At 69.0% G+C, this 19,461-nt stretch carries 14 protein-coding genes; 8 read left to right on the forward strand and 6 right to left on the reverse strand.

Features of this window, described 5'->3' with window-relative positions:
* The first annotated feature begins 194 nt into the window (after positions 1-194).
* The 7 genes from secA to WYO_RS22605 all read left to right on the forward strand — a co-directional run bounded on the left by secA (position 195) and on the right by WYO_RS22605 (position 13,018).
* Positions 195-3,089 (forward strand): preprotein translocase subunit SecA, encoded by a 2,895-nt coding sequence (gene secA / locus WYO_RS22575; protein ID WP_007566835.1) that lies wholly within the window; start codon positions 195-197, stop codon positions 3,087-3,089.
* Positions 3,090-3,102: 13 nt separating this feature from the next.
* Positions 3,103-3,774 carry a dethiobiotin synthase gene (gene bioD / locus WYO_RS22580; RefSeq protein ID WP_007566837.1) on the forward strand — a complete coding sequence of 224 codons (672 nt, stop codon included), beginning with the start codon at positions 3,103-3,105 and terminating at the stop codon, positions 3,772-3,774.
* Positions 3,775-4,023: 249 nt separating this feature from the next.
* On the forward strand, positions 4,024-5,970 hold the full coding sequence (locus WYO_RS22585; RefSeq protein WP_007566839.1) for a KUP/HAK/KT family potassium transporter: 1,947 nt from the start codon (positions 4,024-4,026) through the stop codon (positions 5,968-5,970).
* 137 nt (positions 5,971-6,107) lie between these two features.
* Positions 6,108-7,508 carry an adenosylhomocysteinase gene (gene ahcY, locus WYO_RS22590; protein ID WP_007566841.1) on the forward strand — a complete coding sequence of 467 codons (1,401 nt, stop codon included), beginning with the start codon at positions 6,108-6,110 and terminating at the stop codon, positions 7,506-7,508.
* Between the two features lie 391 nt (positions 7,509-7,899).
* Positions 7,900-10,452 carry a PAS domain-containing sensor histidine kinase gene (locus tag WYO_RS22595; RefSeq protein WP_007566843.1) on the forward strand — a complete coding sequence of 851 codons (2,553 nt, stop codon included), beginning with the start codon at positions 7,900-7,902 and terminating at the stop codon, positions 10,450-10,452.
* A gap of 87 nt (positions 10,453-10,539) precedes the next feature.
* The gene (locus tag WYO_RS22600; RefSeq protein WP_007566845.1) at positions 10,540-11,772 is read left to right on the forward strand and encodes an MFS transporter; all 1,233 of its coding nucleotides are present in this window, start codon (positions 10,540-10,542) and stop codon (positions 11,770-11,772) included.
* 190 nt (positions 11,773-11,962) lie between these two features.
* Positions 11,963-13,018, forward strand: coding sequence for a nucleotidyltransferase domain-containing protein (locus WYO_RS22605; RefSeq protein ID WP_007566847.1), 1,056 nt, complete (start codon positions 11,963-11,965; stop codon positions 13,016-13,018).
* A gap of 24 nt (positions 13,019-13,042) precedes the next feature.
* Here the strand turns inward: WYO_RS22605 and tolB are convergent, their stop codons facing one another.
* The 4 genes from tolB to tolQ form a co-directional block, all read right to left on the reverse strand.
* Positions 13,043-14,389 carry a Tol-Pal system beta propeller repeat protein TolB gene (gene tolB / locus WYO_RS22610; RefSeq protein ID WP_007566848.1) on the reverse strand — a complete coding sequence of 449 codons (1,347 nt, stop codon included), beginning with the start codon at positions 14,387-14,389 and terminating at the stop codon, positions 13,043-13,045.
* A gap of 65 nt (positions 14,390-14,454) precedes the next feature.
* Positions 14,455-15,756, reverse strand: a complete 1,302-nt coding sequence (tolA, locus tag WYO_RS22615) for a cell envelope integrity protein TolA (protein ID WP_007566850.1) — start codon at positions 15,754-15,756, stop codon at positions 14,455-14,457.
* 10 nt (positions 15,757-15,766) lie between these two features.
* Positions 15,767-16,213, reverse strand: coding sequence for an ExbD/TolR family protein (locus tag WYO_RS22620; RefSeq protein WP_007566852.1), 447 nt, complete (start codon positions 16,211-16,213; stop codon positions 15,767-15,769).
* 25 nt (positions 16,214-16,238) lie between these two features.
* Positions 16,239-16,955 carry a protein TolQ gene (tolQ, locus tag WYO_RS22625; RefSeq protein WP_007566854.1) on the reverse strand — a complete coding sequence of 239 codons (717 nt, stop codon included), beginning with the start codon at positions 16,953-16,955 and terminating at the stop codon, positions 16,239-16,241.
* Between the two features lie 316 nt (positions 16,956-17,271).
* Between tolQ and WYO_RS22630 the strand changes: the two genes are divergently transcribed.
* Positions 17,272-18,060 (forward strand): aldolase/citrate lyase family protein, encoded by a 789-nt coding sequence (locus WYO_RS22630; protein ID WP_007566856.1) that lies wholly within the window; start codon positions 17,272-17,274, stop codon positions 18,058-18,060.
* On the opposite strand, the gene ybgC is transcribed toward WYO_RS22630, so the two are convergent.
* Both ybgC and WYO_RS22640 read right to left on the reverse strand, forming a co-directional pair.
* Positions 18,057-18,485, reverse strand: a complete 429-nt coding sequence (ybgC, locus tag WYO_RS22635) for a tol-pal system-associated acyl-CoA thioesterase (RefSeq protein WP_007566858.1) — start codon at positions 18,483-18,485, stop codon at positions 18,057-18,059. The two genes, WYO_RS22630 and ybgC, sit on opposite strands and share 4 nt — an antisense overlap.
* Positions 18,486-18,626: 141 nt before the next feature.
* The gene (locus WYO_RS22640) at positions 18,627-19,352 is read right to left on the reverse strand and encodes a DUF4142 domain-containing protein (RefSeq protein WP_007566860.1); all 726 of its coding nucleotides are present in this window, start codon (positions 19,350-19,352) and stop codon (positions 18,627-18,629) included.
* Positions 19,353-19,461 lie beyond the last annotated feature (109 nt).

A 19,461-nucleotide genomic window follows, 5' to 3' on the forward strand; every position in this document is an offset into this window, starting at 1 on the left:
GCGCCGCGGCACAGGTGGCGCGCGTCGCACGAGAAGGCAAGCGCTGCCGTTTCACCCGTCCGGAGCCCGATGGATCGGAGGCTGCCTCTTTCAGGTGCGCCGGCCGATGTTTACCTCTATAAGCCCGGCCAACTCCGCCAAGGCCGGCCCGCCACGCTCACCCGTGGGCGGGCTCGCGCGTCCGCAGGTCAACGATGCTCGGCTCCATCGCCAAGAAGATTTTCGGCTCCTCCAACGACCGGCGCGTCAAGGGCTATCGCCCGCGCGTGGCGCAGATCAACGCGCTGGAACCGGAGATCCAGGCCCTGTCGGACGACGCGCTCCGGGCGCGCACCGACATGCTGAAGGCGGAACTCGCCGCCGGCAAGAGCCTCGACGACATCCTGGTCCCGGCCTTCGCGACGGTGCGCGAGGCGGCCAAGCGAGTCTTCGGCCAGCGCCATTTCGACGTGCAGCTGATCGGCGGCATGGTGCTGCACGAGGGCGGCATCGCCGAGATGAAGACCGGCGAGGGCAAGACCCTGGTGGCGACCCTGCCGGTCTACCTGAACGCCCTCGAGGGCAAGGGCGTCCACGTCGTCACCGTGAACGACTACCTCGCCTCCCGCGACGCGGAATGGATGGGCCAACTCTACCGGTTCCTGGGGCTCACCGTCGGCACCATCGTGCACGGGCTCGACGACGAGCAGCGCAAGGCGGCCTATGCCTGCGACATCACCTACGGCACCAACAACGAGTACGGGTTCGACTACCTGCGCGACAACATGAAGTACGAGCTGTCGCAGCTCGCCCAGCGCGGACACAACTTCGCGATCGTCGACGAGGTCGACTCGATCCTGATCGACGAGGCGCGCACGCCGCTGATCATCTCGGGCCCGGTGGACGACCGCTCCGAGCTCTACGTCTCGGTCGACGCGATCATGCCCCGGCTGGTACGCGAGCATTACGACCTCGACGAGAAGCAGCGCACGGTCTCGCTGACGGAAGCCGGCAACGAGTTTGTCGAGGTGACCCTGCGCGAGGTCGGCCTGCTCAAGGACGGCGACCTCTACGACGCCCACAATGTCAGCCTCGTCCACCACGTGAACCAGGCCCTGCGCGCCCACACGCTGTTCACCCGGGACAAAGATTACATCGTCAAGAACGACGAGGTGGTGATCATCGACGAGTTCACCGGCCGCATGATGCAGGGCCGGCGCTACTCGGAGGGCCTGCACCAGGCGCTCGAGGCCAAGGAGCGGGTGACGATCCAGCCCGAGAACCAGACGCTCGCCTCGATCACCTTCCAGAATTATTTTCGACTTTACAATAAACTGGCGGGCATGACCGGCACGGCCTCCACGGAAGCCGACGAGTTCGCCGAGATCTACAAGCTCGACGTGGTCGACATCCCGACCAACAAGGAGGTCGAGCGCGTCGACGAGGACGACGAGGTCTACCGCACGGTCGCCGAGAAGTACGACGGCATCATCGCGGAGATCGACAAGGCGCATAGCCGGCACCAGCCGATCCTGGTCGGCACCGGCTCGATCGAGAAGTCCGAGCACCTGGCCGAGATGCTCAAGAAGCACGGCTACACCCTGCTCGACTATTCCGATCCGAACGCGCTGACCGACGTCTACAAGGCCGCCCGCGAAGGCCGGGTCACCAAGCGTTTCGCCGTGCTGAACGCCCGCTTCCACGAGCAGGAGGCCTACATCGTCGCCGAGGCCGGCGTGCCGGGCGCGATCACCATCGCCACCAACATGGCCGGCCGCGGCACCGACATCAAACTCGGCGGCAACCTCGAGATGCGGATCGAGAAGGAGCTCGGCCACCTGCCGGACGGGCCGGAGCGCGACGCCGCCATCGAGGCGATCAAGGCCGAGATCGCTGACAACCGCGCCAAGGTGCTGGCCTCCGGCGAGCCGGCCGACCCCGCCGCCGGCCGCAAGAAGGCCCTGCCGGGCGGCCTCTACATCATCGGCACCGAGCGCCACGAGTCGCGGCGCATCGACAACCAGCTCCGCGGCCGCTCCGGCCGCCAGGGCGATCCCGGCCGCTCGAAGTTCTACCTGTCGCTTCAGGACGACCTGATGCGGATCTTCGGCTCCGACCGCATGGACGGGATGCTGCAAAAGCTCGGCCTTGAGCAGGGCGAGGCGATCATCCACCCCTGGATCAACAAGGCGATCGAGAAGGCGCAGCAGAAGGTCGAAGCGCGCAACTTCGACATGCGCAAGAACGTGCTCAAATACGACAACGTCATGAACGACCAGCGCAAGGTCGTGTTCGAGCAGCGCCGGGACTTCATGGCCCAGGAGAGCGTGCGCGAGACCGTGGACGAGATGCGCGAGGGCGTGATCGACGACCTCGTCGCCCGCTACATCCCGCAGAACGCCTATGCCGAGCAGTGGGACGTCGCCGCCCTGCACGAGCAGGTCCGCGAGGTGCTCAACCTCGACGTCCCGGTGGAGGATTGGGCCAAGGAAGAGGGCATCGCCGACGAGGAGATGCGCGAGCGCCTGCTCAAGGCCGCCGAGACCGCCTATGCCGAGCGGGCCGAGAAGAACGGCACCGAGATCACCGCCTATATCGAGAAGCAGGTCCTGCTCCAGACCCTGGATCACCTGTGGCGGGAGCACCTCGTGACCCTCGACCACCTGCGTCAGGTGATCGGCTGGCGCGGCTTCGCCCAGCGCGACCCGCTCAACGAGTACAAGTCCGAGGCGTTCGACCTCTTCAACAACCTGATCACGGCCCTGCGCGAGCAGGTGACGACGCAGCTCTCCCGCGTCGAGATCGTGCACCAGCAGCCCGACCAGCAGGCCTTCCCGGGCGGCACCCCGGAACTGCCCCCGATGTTCGCCCAGCATCTCGACCCGGTCACCGGCGAGAACGAAATGGATTATGCCGGGCGCGGCTCGGGCAGCGATGGCGGCGGCGGTCCGGCCTACGGCTACGCCGCGCAAGGGCTCGCGGCCGACGGCGCCGTGCTGGAGCGCGACCCGAACGATGCCACCACCTGGGGCCGGGTCGGGCGCAACGAGCCGTGCCCCTGCGGCTCGGGCAAGAAGTACAAGCACTGCCACGGCACGTTCCAGGCCTGAGGCGGCCCGCCCCATGGCCGCCCGCGCCGTCTTCGTCGCCGGTGCCGGCACCGAGATCGGCAAGACCTACGTCACCGCGGCGCTGACCCGGCGCCTGCGGGCGCAGGGTCGGCCGGTGCGGACGCTCAAGCCGCTCGCGAGCGGCGTGCCGCCGCTGAGCGACCCGGCCTTCGTGGAGAGCGACACGGCCCGGCTGCTCGACGCGCAGGGCCTCGGTATCGACGACGAGACGGTCGAGGCCTGCTCACCCTGGCGGTTCGCGGCCCCGCTCGCCCCCGATCAGGCGGCGGTGCTGGAGGGCCGGTCCCTGGCGCTGCCCGACCTCGTCGGCTGGTGCCGGGCGCAGATCGCCCACGGTGACGGAACCCTGATCATCGAGGGTGTCGGCGGGGTCATGAGCCCGGTCACCGAGGCGGCCACCGGGCTCGACTGGCTGAAGGCCCTCGACGTGCCGGCGCTCCTCGTCTCCGGCAGCTATCTCGGCGCGATCAGCCACGCGCTCACCGCCCGCGAGACCCTGCGCCTCCACGGCATCCCGCTCCTCGCCATCGCGGTGAGCGAGAGCGAGGGGGCTCCGGCACCGCTCGCCACCGTGGCCGCGTCGATCACGCGCCATGCCGGCGTGCCGGTCTTCAGCCTGCGGCGCGGCGAAGCCTGCCCCGAGGCGTTGGCCGATCTGGTCTGACCGGGCCTCGTCCATCGACCGGGCCAATACCTCTACCGTCATTGCGAGCGCAGCGAAGCAACCCAGTGTGGCGCGCGCTCTTAGTTCGTTGCGTATCCCTGGGTTGCTTCGCTGCGCTCGCAATGACGTGAGGGTCGAGGACAAGCCCTTCCTCCGCAAACGGATCCGGCCGCGCCGGCTTCCACTTCGACGGCCGGCGCTCTACCTGTCCGGCTAGGGCGAACGATGTAATCCCGCGGGAGCCTTGCGTTGAGTCAGTCCCTTGCCCCCGCGGCGGCGCCGGGTTCCCAGGCCGGTGCCGGCGACGAGCCCGCGTCCCAGAAGGGCCGGCTCAAGCCGGCGCTGATCTTTGGGGCGCTGGGCGTCGTCTACGGCGATATCGGGACGAGCCCGCTCTACGCCTTCAAGGAGGCCGTGAAGGCGGCGACCGCGGGCGGCGCCGCGGTGCCGGCGGCCGCCACGGGTGCGGTATCGCTGATCCTGTGGGCGCTGATCCTGATCGTGTCGCTGAAATACGCGGTGCTGATCCTGCGCGCCGACAACAAGGGCGAGGGCGGCATCGTCGCCATGCTGGCCTTGCTCGGCGCCCGGCAGGCCCGCCACGGGACCTGGAAGGCGGCGCTGCTGGTGGTCGGGCTGATCGGCGCGGCCCTGCTCTACGGCGATGGCGCGATCACCCCGGCGATCTCGGTGCTCTCGGCCATCGAGGGGTTGAAGGTCGACGCGCCGGCCCTCGGCCATTTCGTCGTGCCGATCACGATCGCGATCCTGGTCGCGCTGTTTTCGGTGCAGCACAAGGGCGTGGCGGCGATCGGCCGGGTGTTCGGCCCGGTGATGCTGCTGTGGTTCGTGGTGCTGGCGGCGCTGGGGATCGGCGGCATCCTGCACAAGCCGGAGATCCTCGCCGCGGTGAACCCGCTGCGCGCCGTCAACTTCATGCTGCATGCCGGCTGGCACGTGAGCTTCGCCATGCTGGGCGCCGCCTTCCTGGCGGTGACCGGCGGCGAGGCGATGTATGCCGATCTCGGCCATTTCGGCGCCATGCCGATCCGGGCGGCGTGGTTCGTCCTGGTCCTGCCGGCGCTGGTGCTGAACTATTTCGGCCAGGGCGCCCTGCTGCTGGCCTCGCCCGACGCGATCGAGAACCCGTTCTTCCGGCTTTGCCCGGATTGGGGCCATTACCCGCTGATCGCGCTGGCGACGCTCGCCACGATCATCGCCTCGCAGGCGATCATCTCGGGCGTGTTTTCCCTGACCCAGCAATCGGTGCAGCTCGGCTTCCTGCCGGCGATGCGCATCGTCCAGACGGCCAAGGAGGAGCGCGGCCAGATCTATGTCCCGATGGTGAACTGGCTCCTCGCCGCCGCGACCCTGATCGCCGTGGTGATGTTCGGCTCCTCCGACGCGCTCGCCGGGGCCTACGGGATCGCGGTCTCGATGCTGATGGGCATCACCACCCTGCTCGCCGCGCTGATCGCGCTCCGCTGGGGCTACAACCCGATCCTGGTCTTCGCGGTCAACGGCCTGTTCCTCGCCATCGACGCGGTGTTCTTCGCGGCCAACAGCGTGAAGATCCTCGAAGGCGGCTGGTTTCCCCTGGTGCTCGCCGGCCTCGTCGCCCTGATGATGCTCACCTGGAAGAAGGGCAACGAGCTGGTCGAGGAGGCCAGGGTCGCCCTGCGCCTGCCGGAGGATGCCTTCCTGGCCGGGCTCCAGCACCGTGAGTTGCTGCGCCTGCCCGGCACCGCGGCCTTCCTGTCGGCGGCCGAGCACGGGATCCCGCTCCACCTGTCGCGCTTCGTCGAGCGCAACCGCGCCCTGATGGAACGGATCCTGATCATCACCGCCCTCTACGAGGAGACCCCGACGGTCCCGGCGGAGCAGCGCGCCCACGTGACGATCCTGGCGCCGGACTTCTACCGGGTGATCCTCCGCTACGGCTTCATGGAGGAGGCCTCGATCCCGGAGGGGCTGGCCTGCGCCGTCGCCTCACGCCACCTGCCCGCGCACGTCATCGAGGACATGACCGTGTTCGTCGGCCACGAGACCATCATCTCCCGGAGCGACAAGCGCGGGATGGCGCCCTGGCGGGAGAACCTCTTCGCCTTCATGCAGCGCAACGCCGAGCGCACCGGCGCCTTCTTCGGCGTGCCGACGCGGCAGGTGGTCGAGGTCGGCACCGAGATCGAGATCTGAGGCTTCGGAGAGCCGCCGGGAACCGCCGCGCAGACTGGAACGCATAAAGACATGTTTATGTCTTGATTGCTTCGTATCCCGCGAAGTGGTAGAGGCTGGCCCCGAACCGCAACGCGAACACACGGAGCCGCCGACTCATGGCCAAGGATTATATCGTCAAGGACATCGGGCTGGCCGATTACGGCCGCAAGGAGATCTCGATCGCCGAGACGGAGATGCCGGGCCTGATGGCGGTCCGCGAGGAGTACGGCGCTGCGCAGCCCCTGAAGGGCGCCAAGATCGCCGGCTCGCTCCACATGACGATCCAGACCGCGGTGCTGATCGAGACCCTGAAGGCGCTCGGCGCCGACATCCGCTGGGTCTCCTGCAACATCTACTCGACCCAGGACCATGCCGCCGCCGCCATCGCGGCCGCCGGCATCCCGGTCTTCGCCGTGAAGGGCGAGACCCTGGAGGAGTACTGGGACTACACCTCGCGCCTGTTCGACTGGCATGACGGCGGCATGCCGAACATGATCCTCGACGACGGCGGCGACGCCACCATGTTCGTCCATCTCGGCCTGCGCGCCGAGAACGGCGACACCGCCTTCCTCGACAAGCCGGAGAGCGAGGAAGAGGAGATCTTCTTCGCGCTGCTGAAGAAGAAGCTCGCCGAGAAGCCGAAGGGCTGGTTCGCCGGCCTCGCCGACAGCATCAAGGGCGTCTCCGAGGAGACCACCACGGGCGTCCACCGCCTGTACGTGCTGGCCAAGGAGGGCAAGCTGCTCTTCCCGGCGATCAACGTGAACGACTCGGTCACCAAGTCGAAGTTCGACAACCTCTACGGTTGCAAGGAGTCGCTGGTCGACGGCATCCGCCGCGGCACCGACGTGATGATGGCCGGCAAGGTCGCCATGGTCGCCGGCTTCGGCGATGTCGGCAAGGGTTCGGCTGCGTCCCTGCGCAACGCCGGCTGCCGCGTGCTCGTGTCGGAGATCGACCCGATCTGCGCGCTCCAGGCCGCCATGGAGGGCTACGAGGTCGTGACGATGGAGGACGCCGCCCCGCGCGCCGACATCTTCGTCACCGCCACGGGCAACAAGGACATCATCACGATCGATCACATGCGGGCCATGAAGGACCGGGCGATCGTCTGCAACATCGGCCACTTCGACAACGAGATTCAGGTCGCCGGCCTGAAGAACCTGAAGTGGTCCAACATCAAGCCGCAGGTGGACGAGATCACCTTCGCGGACGGTCACCGCATCATCCTCCTCTCGGAGGGGCGCTTGGTGAACCTCGGCAACGCGACCGGTCACCCGTCCTTCGTGATGTCGGCCTCCTTCACCAACCAGACGCTGGCCCAGATCGAGCTCTGGACCAACCCGGGCAAGTACCAGAAGCAGGTCTACACCCTGCCCAAGACCCTCGACGAGAAGGTCGCGGCGCTGCACTTGGAGAAGATCGGCGTGAAGCTCTCGAAGCTGCGCCCCGATCAGGCCGCCTATATCGGCGTGTCCGAGTCCGGCCCGTTCAAGCCCGAGCATTACCGCTACTGAGCCGGCCTCGGCCGGGACACTTCCGGTTCGACGCCCGTCGAACCGGAAGTTGAATTCCCGACCGACGGGACGGTAGCCGGCGCGGCTTTGGCCGCCGCGATCACGAACCAAAAAGGGCCCGGCGCGCTGCGTCGGGCCCTTTCGTTTGTCAACCCATTCCGGGCCCGACACACTGTGTCTTCTAAGTGTCGTTAACGGATGATTGTGAGCCGTCGGCGTATAGCCACGCTTCGTTCCCCTTCCGGGTGGATTCCGCAGCACGTTAAGGTGCGGGCGAATCTTAGATCGGTGGGTCCGCAACGGTTCGGGAGAATCGCCTGCGGGGACGGTGCGTTCTGCGCCGCGCGGTTGCACGCGCATTCGGATCGCCAGGGGTGGGGGCAGGGCTATCATGGGTGTCGGTCGTGCCGCGCACGTTCGAATCTGCGTGGGTGCGCTCACATTGACGGCGGCGAGCGCTGCGCTCGCCGAACTGCCCGAGACCGCGACCGCGCACGCGCCGCGTGAGATGCACGGCGTCGCCGCCCTGGCGATCTTCGGTGGCCTCGTCGCCTTCGCGGTGATTCTGTCGCTGCTCCACCTCTACGAGCGCAGTCGCTGGACCCGCCGGGAGCGCGAGCTCGCCGGCGCCCTCGACGTGCTGCGCGGCGCCCATGACCGCGCCGAGATGCTGCTCAATGCCGAGCGCCAGATCATCGTCACCTGGGACCGGCGCAGCGAGCCCGTGGTCGAGGGCGATATCAGCCTGGCGATCTACGGCGAGCGGCCGACCTCCGGCTATGCCCGCCGGGTCCTGGCCTTCGGCACCTGGCTGGTCGCCTCGGATGCCGCCGCCGTCGAGGCCGCGGTCGAGACCCTGCGGGCCCGGGGCACGAGCTTCACGCTGAGCCTGCGCACCCAGACCGGGCGCAGCATCGACGCGCATGGGCAGGCCGTGGCCGGCCGGGCGCTCCTGCGCCTGCGCGAGACCAGCCAGGAGCGCTGCGAGATCGCCGACCTGCGCGCGACCCTGGACGAGACCCGCCGCGGCCTGTCGGCGCTGGCCGGCCTGCTCGACGCGATTCCGCAGCCGGTATGGCGCCGCAACCGCGAGGGCGGCCTGAGCTGGGTCAACGCCGCCTACGTGGCGGCCGTGGAGGCGGAGAGCCGCGAGGCCACGTTGGACCGCGGCATCGAGCTGTTCGACCGTCCGGCCCGCGAGGCCATCGCCCGGGACGAGGCGGCGCGGGCTGCCGGCCTGTCCCGCAGCGTCCCGCGGCTCTCGGCGGTGATGGCCGGCAGCCGGCGCATGCTCGACGTCTTCGAGACCACACTGGACAGCGGCCGCGTCGGCATCGCCATCGACGTCTCGGAGCTGGAGAGCGTCCGCGCCGACCTGCAGCGCCAGATGAACGCCAACGTCCGCACCCTCGATCAATTGCCCACCGCGGTGGCGATGTTCGACGTGTCGCAGCGGCTGATCTTCCACAACGCCGCCTATCGCCAGCTCTGGGACCTCGATCAGGCGTTCCTGGACAGCCGCCCCTCCGACGGCGAGATCCTCGACCACCTCCGGGCCGAGCGGAAGCTCGAGGAGCATGCCGATTTCCGCGGCTGGAAGCAGGGGGTGCTGGCCGCCTACCGGGCCGCCGAAGCCAACCAGAGCTGGTGGTACCTGCCCGACGGGCGCACGCTCCGGGTTGTCGCCGACCCGAACCCGCAGGGCGGCTTGACCTATCTGTTCGACGACGTCTCCGACAGCCTGAACGCGGAATCCCGCTACAACGCCCTGCGCCGTCTCCAGGCGGAGACGCTCGACACCCTCGCCGAGCCGGTGGCGGTGTTCGGGGCGGACGGGCGCATGACGCTCGCCAACCGGGCGTTCTGCACCGTGTGGCGGCTCGATCCGGCGACCGTGGAGGAGCGGCCGCACGTCGATGCCGTCATCGAATCCTGCCGGTCGCTCGCACCCGCCGAAGAGCCCTGGCTCGATATCCGCGACGCGGTGGTCGGCCTCGAATCGCGGACCGCCCGGTCCTGCCGCCTGGAGGTGGTGGACGGCACCGTCCTCGATTGCGCCGCGCAGCCGCTGCCCGAGGGCGCGACTCTGCTCACCCTGATCGACGTGACCGCGAGCGTGAATGTCGAGCGGGCGCTCACCGAGAAGAACGACGCGCTGGAGAAGGCCGCGCAGCTGCGCGACACCTTCGTGCACCACGTCTCCTACGAGCTGCGCTCGCCGCTCACCAACATCATCGGCTTCACCCAGCTGCTCGGCGACGAGACGGTGGGCGCGCTCAACGACCGGCAGCGCGAATATTCCGACCACATCATGCGCTCCTCGGCGGCGCTGCTCGTGATCATCAACGACATTCTCGACCTCGCCTCGATCGATGCCGGCTCCCTGGAGCTTCAGCGCGAGGAGGTCGACGTCCAGTCCACGATCGAGGCCGCCGTGCGCGGGATCGAGGATCGGCTGGCCGAATCCCACATCACCCTCGCCCTGGACGTGCCGGAGGATATCGGCAGCGTCCACGCGGACGGGAAGCGCGTCCGCCAGATCCTGTTCAACCTGCTGTCCAACGCCGTCGGCTTCTCGGATGCCGGGCAGCGTGTCGAGGTCCGGGCCCGCCGGGAGGCCCACGATCTGGTCCTCAGCGTGCGCGACCACGGCCGCGGCATGCCGCCCGAGATCGCCGATTCGGTCTTCAACCGCTTCGAGAGCCACACCCTGGGCACCCGCCATCGCGGGGTCGGGCTCGGCCTCTCGATCGTGCGGTCCTTCGTCGAACTCCATGGCGGGCGGGTCCATCTCGAGACCGCGCCCGGGGCCGGGACCCAGGTGACCTGTACCTTCCCGCTTTTCCCTCTTGAGGGCCCGCGTCTCGATCACCGTGAGGCGGGCCGTCCCTTCACCCTCCAGCCCGCCACCGCAACGCGCAAACCCGGCTTGGCACTCCACTAGCGGGTGCAGCGAACAGGCCCGGCCGTTTCTCCGATCCGGCCCCTGCGGCGGGCTTGATTAATCCCCCGGCCGGGATCAGCAGGGGGCATGTCCGCGCATGATCGTTCCGGCTGGGCCGTCTTCGGCATCGGCGATTTCCGCCTGTTCGGTTCGGCCCGCTTCCTCACGGGCCTGGCCTATCAGATGCAGGCGGTGGCGATCGGCTGGTTCGTCTACGACCTGACCCATTCCGCCCTGGCCTTGGGCCTCGTCGGGCTGGCGGGCTTCCTGCCCGCGGTGGTCTGCGCCCTGATCACCGGCCATGTGGCGGATGCCTATGACCGGCGCCTGGCCGGCGCCGCGGCCTTCGGCCTCCAGAGCCTGGCGAGCTTCGGCCTCCTCGCCTATGCGCTCGCCGGCCTCCAGGCGGTCTGGCCGATCTACGCCCTGGTGATCGTCGTCGGCACCGCCCGGGCCTTCGCCAACCCGGCCCTGCAGGCTTTGCTGCCGACCCTGGTACCGGGCCCGCAATTCGGCTCGGCGATCGCCTGGAACGCCTCGCTCTGGCAGAGCGCCTCGGTGATGGGCCCGGCGCTGGGCGGGCTGCTCTACGCCCTCGGGCCGTCGGTCGTGTTCGGCGGCGCCACGGCGAGCTTCGCCGTGGCCAGCCTGCTGACGGCCCTGATCCGCTTCCGGCCCGCCGCCGTGACCGAGCGGCCGCCGATCACCTGGGCGGCGCTCTCGGCCGGCATCGGCTACATCCGCTCGCAGCCGGTGGTGCTGGGCGCCATCAGCCTCGACCTGTTTACGGTCCTGTTGGGCGGCGCCACCGCGCTCCTGCCGATCTATGCCGGCGAGGTGCTGCATGTCGGGCCCCTGGGCCTCGGGGCGCTGCGGAGCATGCCGGCCTTCGGAGCCGTCGCCATGGCGGTGCTGCTCGCCTATCGCCCGCTCCGGCGCCATGCCGGGGTGCGGATGCTCCGGGCGGCGGCCGTGTTCGGCGCCGCGACGGTCGTGTTCGGCCTCTCGACCTCGCTGCCCCTGTCGATGGCCTGCCTGTTCGTCACGGGCGCTGCCGACATGATCTCGGTCTATGTCCGCCAGACCTTCGTGCAGGGCGAGACCCCGGACGCCATGCGCGGCCGGGTCTCCGCGGTGAATACCGTGTTCATCGGGGCCTCGAACGAGCTCGGCGAGTTCGAATCCGGCCTGCTCGCCGCCGCGATCGGGGCGGTCCCCGCGGTGGTGGCGGGTGGTGCCGCGACGATCGCCGTCGCGCTGCTCTGGGGCCGGTTCTTTCCAGCGCTGCGGGCGCGGGACCGGTTGCTGGTGCAGGGATAGCGGCAGTCCACCCCGTCTCGAGCACGGCACGGCATACAACCGGATTTTTCAGGCCTATGGACAGCTCCGGCGAAGCTGCGCTCGATTATCCATTTCGCGCCTCCGATCGATCGGAAAATGGATAATTTGTTTCCAATCATGGACTTAGATGATACGTACCAAGCCATGAACGTCCGCAGGGACGGGTACGATGCCCTACAGGGAACTCGACGACGAACAGGCCCGGCAACTCATCAACGCCGAGCAGGTCTTCGATGCCTATCGCGCGGCGCGCTCGACCTTGCAGAGCCGCTTCGCCGGTTCGATGGCCTGGAAAACCGTCTATGGGCGCAGCTACCTCTATCGTTTCAAGGATGGCGTCTGGAAATCCCTCGGTCCTCGTTCGGAGGCGACGGAGGCCATCCACCAACGCTTCGTCGATGGCCGTTCGCACGCGAAGATGCGCAGCACCGCGCTCGCACAACGGCTGGACAGGATCGCGGCCGTCAGCCGCGCGCAGCGGCTCGGCCGGATGCCAGTGATCGCCGCCCGGATCCTGCGGGCTCTGTCCGACGCCCGTCTCACGGAACCGGTGGTCGCCACAGTTGGGACCAATGCGCTGTTCGCCTATGAGCGGATGGCCGGCGTCCAGATCGACCAAGCGGTCCTCGAAACAGCCGATTTCGACCTGTTGTACGACGCGCGGGCCAGCCTGAAACTCATCGTCCCGGAAGTGGCGGCATCGGGAGTCGTCGGCCTGCTCCGGAAGGTCGATCATTCCTTCGAGGTCATGGGCAAGCGCGGGTTTCGTGCGGCAAACCGCGACGGCTACATCGTCGATCTGATCACACCCGCTCCGAAAGACCCCATTCGGCCGAGCGAAGCGAGGCAGATCGGGCGCGACCCCGACGACCTCGTCGCCGTCGAGATCGTCGGTCTGGCCTGGCTCGTGAACAGTCCCAAGGTCCGAGTCACGGTGCTCGATCTGCGCGGCTACCCGGCCGAGATGACCGTGCCCGATCCGCGAGCCTTCGCGCTCCACAAAGCATGGCTTTCGGGAAGACCGGATCGCAATCCCGAGAAGCGTCGCCGCGATGGCGCGCAGGCTCGGCTCATTGCGGAACTTGTCGCCCGCTACCTGCCGCATCTCGCCTTCGACGATCCCGCCCTCGGGGCTCTGCCGAAAGCGCTGCGGGATCAAGCCGCGACGCTCACATCTGCCGACACGGGCCGGGAAACGAACGACGCCCTGGAGCCCGACTGGTAGCCGGGCTCCAAGATCCCAAAAGACTCAGCGGCCCGCGAGCAGCGGCGACCAAGTCGGGTCGGAGGCGTAGGAGGGGGTCGGGATCGGCTGCTCCACCTTGCCGGTGATGTCGACCATGAACAGCTTGCCGCCGCCCTGGCCGCCCGGATCGCGGAAGAACAGCACGTACTGGCCGTTCGGCGCGAAAGTCGGGCCCTCGTTGTGGTAGCCCTCGGTGAGGACGCGCTCGCCGGTGCCGTCGGGCTTCGACACGCAGATGGCGAAGCCGCCGTTGCGCTGGCGGGTATAGGCGATCAGGTCGCCGCGCGGGGACCAGGCCGGCTGCGAGGCCGAGCCGGCGCCGAAGGTGATCCGGTGCGGGTTCGATCCGTCCGCGCCCATCACGTAGACCTGCTGCGAGCCGCCGCGATCCGATTCGAACGCGATCTGCGAACCGTCCGGCGCGTAGGTCGGCGAGGTGTCGATCGCCATGCCGTTGGTGACCGAGTGCTGGGCCTTCGTGGCGATGTCCATCGTCACGATGTCGGCGTTGCCGCCCTGCTGCACGCTCATCACCAGGCGGCGGCCGTCCGGCGAGAAGCGCGGGCTGGCGCTCATCGAATCGACGTTGCCCAGCGCCTGGCGGGCGCCGGTCTCGAGGTTGATCACCTGCACCCGCGGCTGGTGCCCGGTGGCCTGGGACATGAACGCGATGTCCTGCGTGGCCGGCGAGTAGCGCGGGGCGACGATCGAGGTCTCGCCGCTGGTGATCGCCCGGACATTGGCGCCGTCCTGGTCCATCACCATCAGGCGCTTGCGGCGGTTCTCCTTGGGGCCGCTCTCGTCCACGAAGGCGATGCGGCTGTCGAACCAGGGGCCGAGGCCGGTGATCTTGGTGTAGACCGCGTCCGAGATCAGGTGGCCGGTGCGCCGGGCGTTGGCGGTGTCGGTGCCGTATTGCTGGCCGGTCATCTGCTGGCCGGAGGTCACGTCCCAGAGGCGGAACTCGACCTTCAGCTTACCGGACGGGTCGCGCGAGACGCGGCCCGTCACCAGGCCCTGGACGCCGGTGGCGCGCCACTTCTCGAAATTCGGCGCGGCGTCGAAGTTCGGCTGCTCGGGGAAGCGCGCATGGTCGAGGGGCGTGAAGTAGCCCGACCGGCGCAGGTTGTTGGTGACCACGCCGGAGACGAGGCCGCCGAGGCTCGGATCACCGCCGAAATCCGCGATCGCGATCGGCATCGGCTGGAAGCTGCCGCCGCCGATGCGCAGCTGCAGCTGCGCCTGGGCCGGAGCCGCGAAGCCGAGGGCGACCGCGAGGAACGCCAGCAGCGCGACCAGGCGCGCGGCGAGGGGCGCAGGAAGAGGCCCGGCGGAGGGAAGGTTCTGCATGGGTCGGATCCGAGTGACGATCAGACGGGGAGGGGGGATGACGGCAGGCTGCGCGGACGGCGACCTCAGGTCGCCGTGAATTCGAACTCCGCGTTGATGGCCTTCCAGTCGTTGTAATACGGCGCGTAGGTGGCCGGAATGTTATACGGCGCGCAGCGGCGCACCGCCCGGAGCGCGGCTTGCGCGATCGACTGGTCCACGGCGCTCGAACCGCCCCGCATGATCCGCGGCTCGGTGCTGAGCGAGCCGTTCGGGTTCAGGCGGATGTCGAGCACCGGCAGGACCACCCCCTGGGCAGCGCCGGGGGGCGCGGAGTAGCAGCGCTCGATCTGCTGCTGCAGAAGGCCGACCAGGGCGTCGCGCAGGGACGGCGACAGGCGCTGCGCGGTACCGGTCGCGGCGCCGAGGGCCGCCACCTTCTGCACCGTGTGGCCGGTCGCGCCGGTGGATTGCGACGGCACCTTCGACGCCAGCATCGAGCGGATGTCGCCCGCGTTGAACTTGTTGGCGAGCTCGGCCTGCTTGCGTGCCTTGGCCTCGCCGTCGGCCTTGGCCTTCGCGTCCGCCATTGCCTTGGCCTTCGCCTTGGCGGCGGCCTCGGCCTTGGCGGCGGCTTCCGCCTTCTCCTGCGCGGCCTTGGCCTCGGCCATCTCCTTCTGCCGCTCGGCTTCCGCCTCGGCCTTGGCTTCGGCGGCCTTCCTGGCGGCTTCCCGGGCGGCCTCGGCCTTGGCGGCATCCGCCTTGGCCTTAGCCTCGGCTTTCGCGGCGGCGGCCTTCGCGGCGGCGGCCGCAGCTTCGGCCTCCTGCCGCTCGATCAGCTTGTCGAGCTGCTCGCGCTTCTCGGCTTCGGCCTTCGCGGCCGCCTTCGCCTCGGCCTTGGCGGCCGCGGCCTTCTCGGCGGCGGCAGCCTTGTCCGCTGCGGCTTTCTCGGCAGCTTTCTCCGCAGCCTTGGCGGCGGCCTTCTCGGCCTCGCGCTTCTCCTGGGCAGCCTTGGCGGCTTTGGCCACCTCCTGCGGATCCGGCTCTGCGCGCAGGGGCATCTCCTCCGCGTTGGCGAGCTTCATCTCGGCCGTGCGGGTCGGGGCGGTCGGCGCATCGGTCTTGGCGTTCTCGGGCTCGCGATCCTCGACCTTCTCGGCCTGGCGGTCGGCCCGCGGCTGGGCGTTGGGCATCGGCTTGTCGGCCTGGCGCTCGCCCTTGGTGATCTCGGAGAACTGGTTCTCGGTGATCACCTCGACCGGCACGCCCTCCTGCGCCTCGGGCAGGGCCGGAGCCGCCACGCTGAACAGCGCGAAGGCCAGCAGCGCCACGTGGGTGCCCGCTGAGATCCAGACACCCGGTTCCTTGCGGTCGAAGTGGAACTCCACGGTTCAGACCCTACTGATGCTCAGGCTCGGTCACGAGGGCGACCTTCTTGAAGCCGCCGCCGGTCACGATCGCCATCACCTGGGCGACGCGGCCGTAATCGACCCGCTTGTCGCCGCGTACGAACACGCGCTCCTCGGTGCCGGTCTTGGCCGTCTCGAGCAGCTTTGGGATGATTGTGTCGTCGGTCAGCTCGTCCTCGCCGAGGAAGACCTGGCCGGTCTGCCGGATCGAGAGCGTCACCGGCTTCACGTCGGAATTGAGCGGCGACGCCTTGGATTGCGGCAGGTCGAGGGGCACGCCCACCGTCATCATCGGCGCCGCGACCATGAAGATGATCAGCAGCACCAGCACGACGTCGATGAACGGCGTCATGTTGATCTCGTTGATCGGCCCGCCGCGCCGGCCCCTGCGCCGCCGCCGCTTGCCGCCGTGGGATGCTCCCGCCGCCATGCTCATGGATCAATCTCCTGGATCGGCCCGGTCAGGCGGCGAGCGAGAGGCGCTCGTCGATCTGACGGGAGAGGATCGCGGAGAACTCGTCGGCGAAACCCTCCAGCCGCGATTGCGACTTCGAGACCTCGGCCTGGAGCTTGTTGTAGGCGAGCACCGCGGGAATCGCGGCGAACAGGCCGATCGCGGTGGCGAACAGGGCCTCGGCGATGCCGGGCGCCACGACGGCGAGCGAGGTGTTCTTGGAGGCCGCGATCGAGGTGAACGCGGTCATGATGCCCCAGACCGTACCGAACAGGCCGATATACGGGCCGGCCGAACCGATCGAGGCGAGGAACAGCAGGCGCGATTCGAGCCGCTCGACCTCCCGCTGGATGGTGACGTCGAGCTGCTTCTCGATGCGCTGCGACAGGGACTGGACCTGACGGCCCGAGCCCTCGAACGAGCGCTTCCACTCGCGCATGGCGGCCACGAACACCGCGGCGAGCCCGGTGGCCGGGCGGTCGTTGAACGAGCGGAACAGCTCCTCGAGGGAGCGGCCGGACCAGAACGCATCCTCGAACGCGTCCATCTCGGCCTTGGTACGGCGGAACAGCAGCGTCTTGTCGACGATGATCGACCAGCACCAGATCGAGGCGCTGAGCAGCCCGATCATCACGATCTTCACGACGAAATGGGCTTGCAGGAACAGCCCGAGCAACGTCATGTCGGCGACAGGCGCGGCCTGCATCGCGTCGGCTGGGTTCATCCGTCGAGATCTCCTGCTCCGGATCGCGATGCGCCGGGCGAGGCCCGCGTCCGCCGGATCCGTGAGCGATATCAATGCTATCGCCCGCGAATCTGTCGAAAGTAAGGGCCGTCTTCGCGCCGGGACTCACGGCATCGCGCGGTCTTCGTTAAGGCCGCGACAGGGTTAAGGATCGGTTTCGATCCGGGCGATCCCAAGGCATTCGGAAGTATCGGCCGGGGGGCGCAACGCAAGGCTGGACCTCGCGAAACCGACGCCCTTATTCTCCCGGGGTCAGAGTGCCGCGCGCACCGCGAGTCTCAGTACAGGAAGCGCCATGACCCTGCCCGTCCCGAGCCTCCACGGCCTGCTGCCCGCCGAGCCCGCCCGATTCCTCGGCTGGTCCTGTATCGCCGACCCGGCCATCGCCGGCGCCCTCGCGCGGTCGGGCTTCGACGCCGTGCTCCTCGACCAGCAGCACGGCGCGCACGATTACCATTCGTGCTGCGCGGCGATCACCGAGGTGGCGCTCGCCGGCAAGCCGAGCCTGGTCCGCATCCCGGTGGGCGACTTCGCCATGGCATCGCGGATGCTGGATGCCGGCGCCTCGGGCATCGTCGCGCCGATGATCAACAGCGTGGCCGACGCGCAGGCGCTGGCCGCCGCCACCAAGTACCCGCCGGTCGGTCAGCGGAGCTGGGGGCCGGACCGCGCCATGTGGATGTCGGGTCTGAGCGATGCGACCGAGTTCCTCGCGGGCGCCAACGCCCGGGCACTGACCATCGCCATGTGCGAGACCGCGGAGGCGATCGACGCCCTGGGCGCGATCCTGGCCCTGCCGGGCATCGACGGCATCCTGGTCGGCCCCGCCGACCTGTCGATCGCCCTGTCCAAGGGCACAACCATCGACCCGGCCGGCGCGGCGGTCACGGCGGCGCTCGGCGAGATCGTGCGCAAGACCCGGGCGGCCGGCAAGCTGCCCTGCGCCTTCTCGCCGTCGCCCCTGCGGGCCCGGGAGATGGTCGCGATGGGCTTCCAGCTGGTCTCGGTCGAGTACGACGCGATGACCATTGTGAACGCCTTCGCCAAGCTCCTGCGCGACACCGACCCGACGCGGGTCGCCTAGGTTTCGCCCTGCGTCAGGAGCCGACGCAGGACCTCAGGCAGGCGAATGGCACGGCCGTCCCGCACGCAGGCGACCGTGACCTCGGCGGCGACCAGGAGCTCGTCGCCCCGGCGGACCTCCTGGGCGAGCTGCATCGAGGCACCGCGCAGCTGCTGCGTGCGGGTCACGATGGTGAGCTGGTCGTCCATGCGGGCGGGCCGGATGAAATCCAGCGTCATCCGGCGGACCACGAAGACGAGGCCGCTTGCCTCCCGGTGCAGCTCGGACTGGTCGCCCGCCAAGCCGCGCAGCAATTCGGTCCGGCCCCGCTCGAGGAAGCGCAGATAGCTCGCGTGATAGACGAAGCCCGAGAAATCGGTGTCCTCGTAATAGACCCGCACCGCCAGGCGGTGAGGCTCCGTACCGGCAGGGTTCGCTTCGCTCATCGGCGTCGTCTACGGCATGGCGCGAAGGCGGGGAAACCCCGTCGCCGGAACCGTCGCGGCGGCTTGGCGTCCGGCCGGGGGGCCGACATGACGAGGGCCGCCCTGGGGCGGCCCTCGCATGGTCAGGTCTGTGCGGTCGGATCAGCCACCGATGCGGGCTGCCAGGCTCGCCGAATGGGCGTGCTCATCGGCGATGTAGGGCAGGGCCTCGCTGGCGAAGCGGCGGCCCTGGGCGCTGTCGCCCGACTTGGCATAGGCGTCGTAGAGCGCCAGGGTCTGGGCGTCGGACCGGGCCTGCTGGTCGATATAGGCGCGATCGAAGGACCGGCCGTTCGGGGCCGACTGCAGCCGGGCCAGACGGGCCTGACCGCGCTCGCCCAGCGCCACGCGACGACCCGGCTCGGTCGGGCTGTTGTCGACGATGCCGACCGCGCCGAGCGCGCCGCCGACGATGCTGGTGCCGAGATTGGCCGCAATGGTCACCGGAGCCAGCACAAAGCCGACCGGGTTGCTCAGATCCGTCTTGATGCCCTGGTTGTCCGAGACCACCGTGCCGTTGCGCGACAGGGAGGTGTTCGGCGGCAGCAGCGCGTCGGTGGTGGCCTTACGCTCGACCAGGACGCGGTTGGCGTAGTTGCGGACCCGCGGGTTGCGCGAACGCTGGAGGGCGATGCGGCTCGCCTCGATGCTGGTGGCGTCCGAACGCAGCGCCTCGGCGCGGAAGGCCGGGGTCTCGGTCGCGGCGGCGCCGACATCCTGCTGGTTGGCGAAGGGCTGGATGCGGATCGGGAGCGCGTCCTGCGCGAAAGCCGGCGTCGTGAGCGCAGCAGCGGAAAGGCCGAGGACGGCGAGCGTGAGTGTCTTCATATCGGAAGGTGGTCCTTGGTGTTCTTATTGATGGCTCAAAGATCTCTCGAGATTCCGTGGCCGCAGCCACAGTCCCGCAATCTTGCCAGCGCCACGCGGACTGGGCGCG

It is taken from the genome of Methylobacterium sp. GXF4 (genome assembly GCF_000272495.1).
In the GTDB taxonomy this organism is placed as follows: domain Bacteria; phylum Pseudomonadota; class Alphaproteobacteria; order Rhizobiales; family Beijerinckiaceae; genus Methylobacterium; species Methylobacterium brachiatum.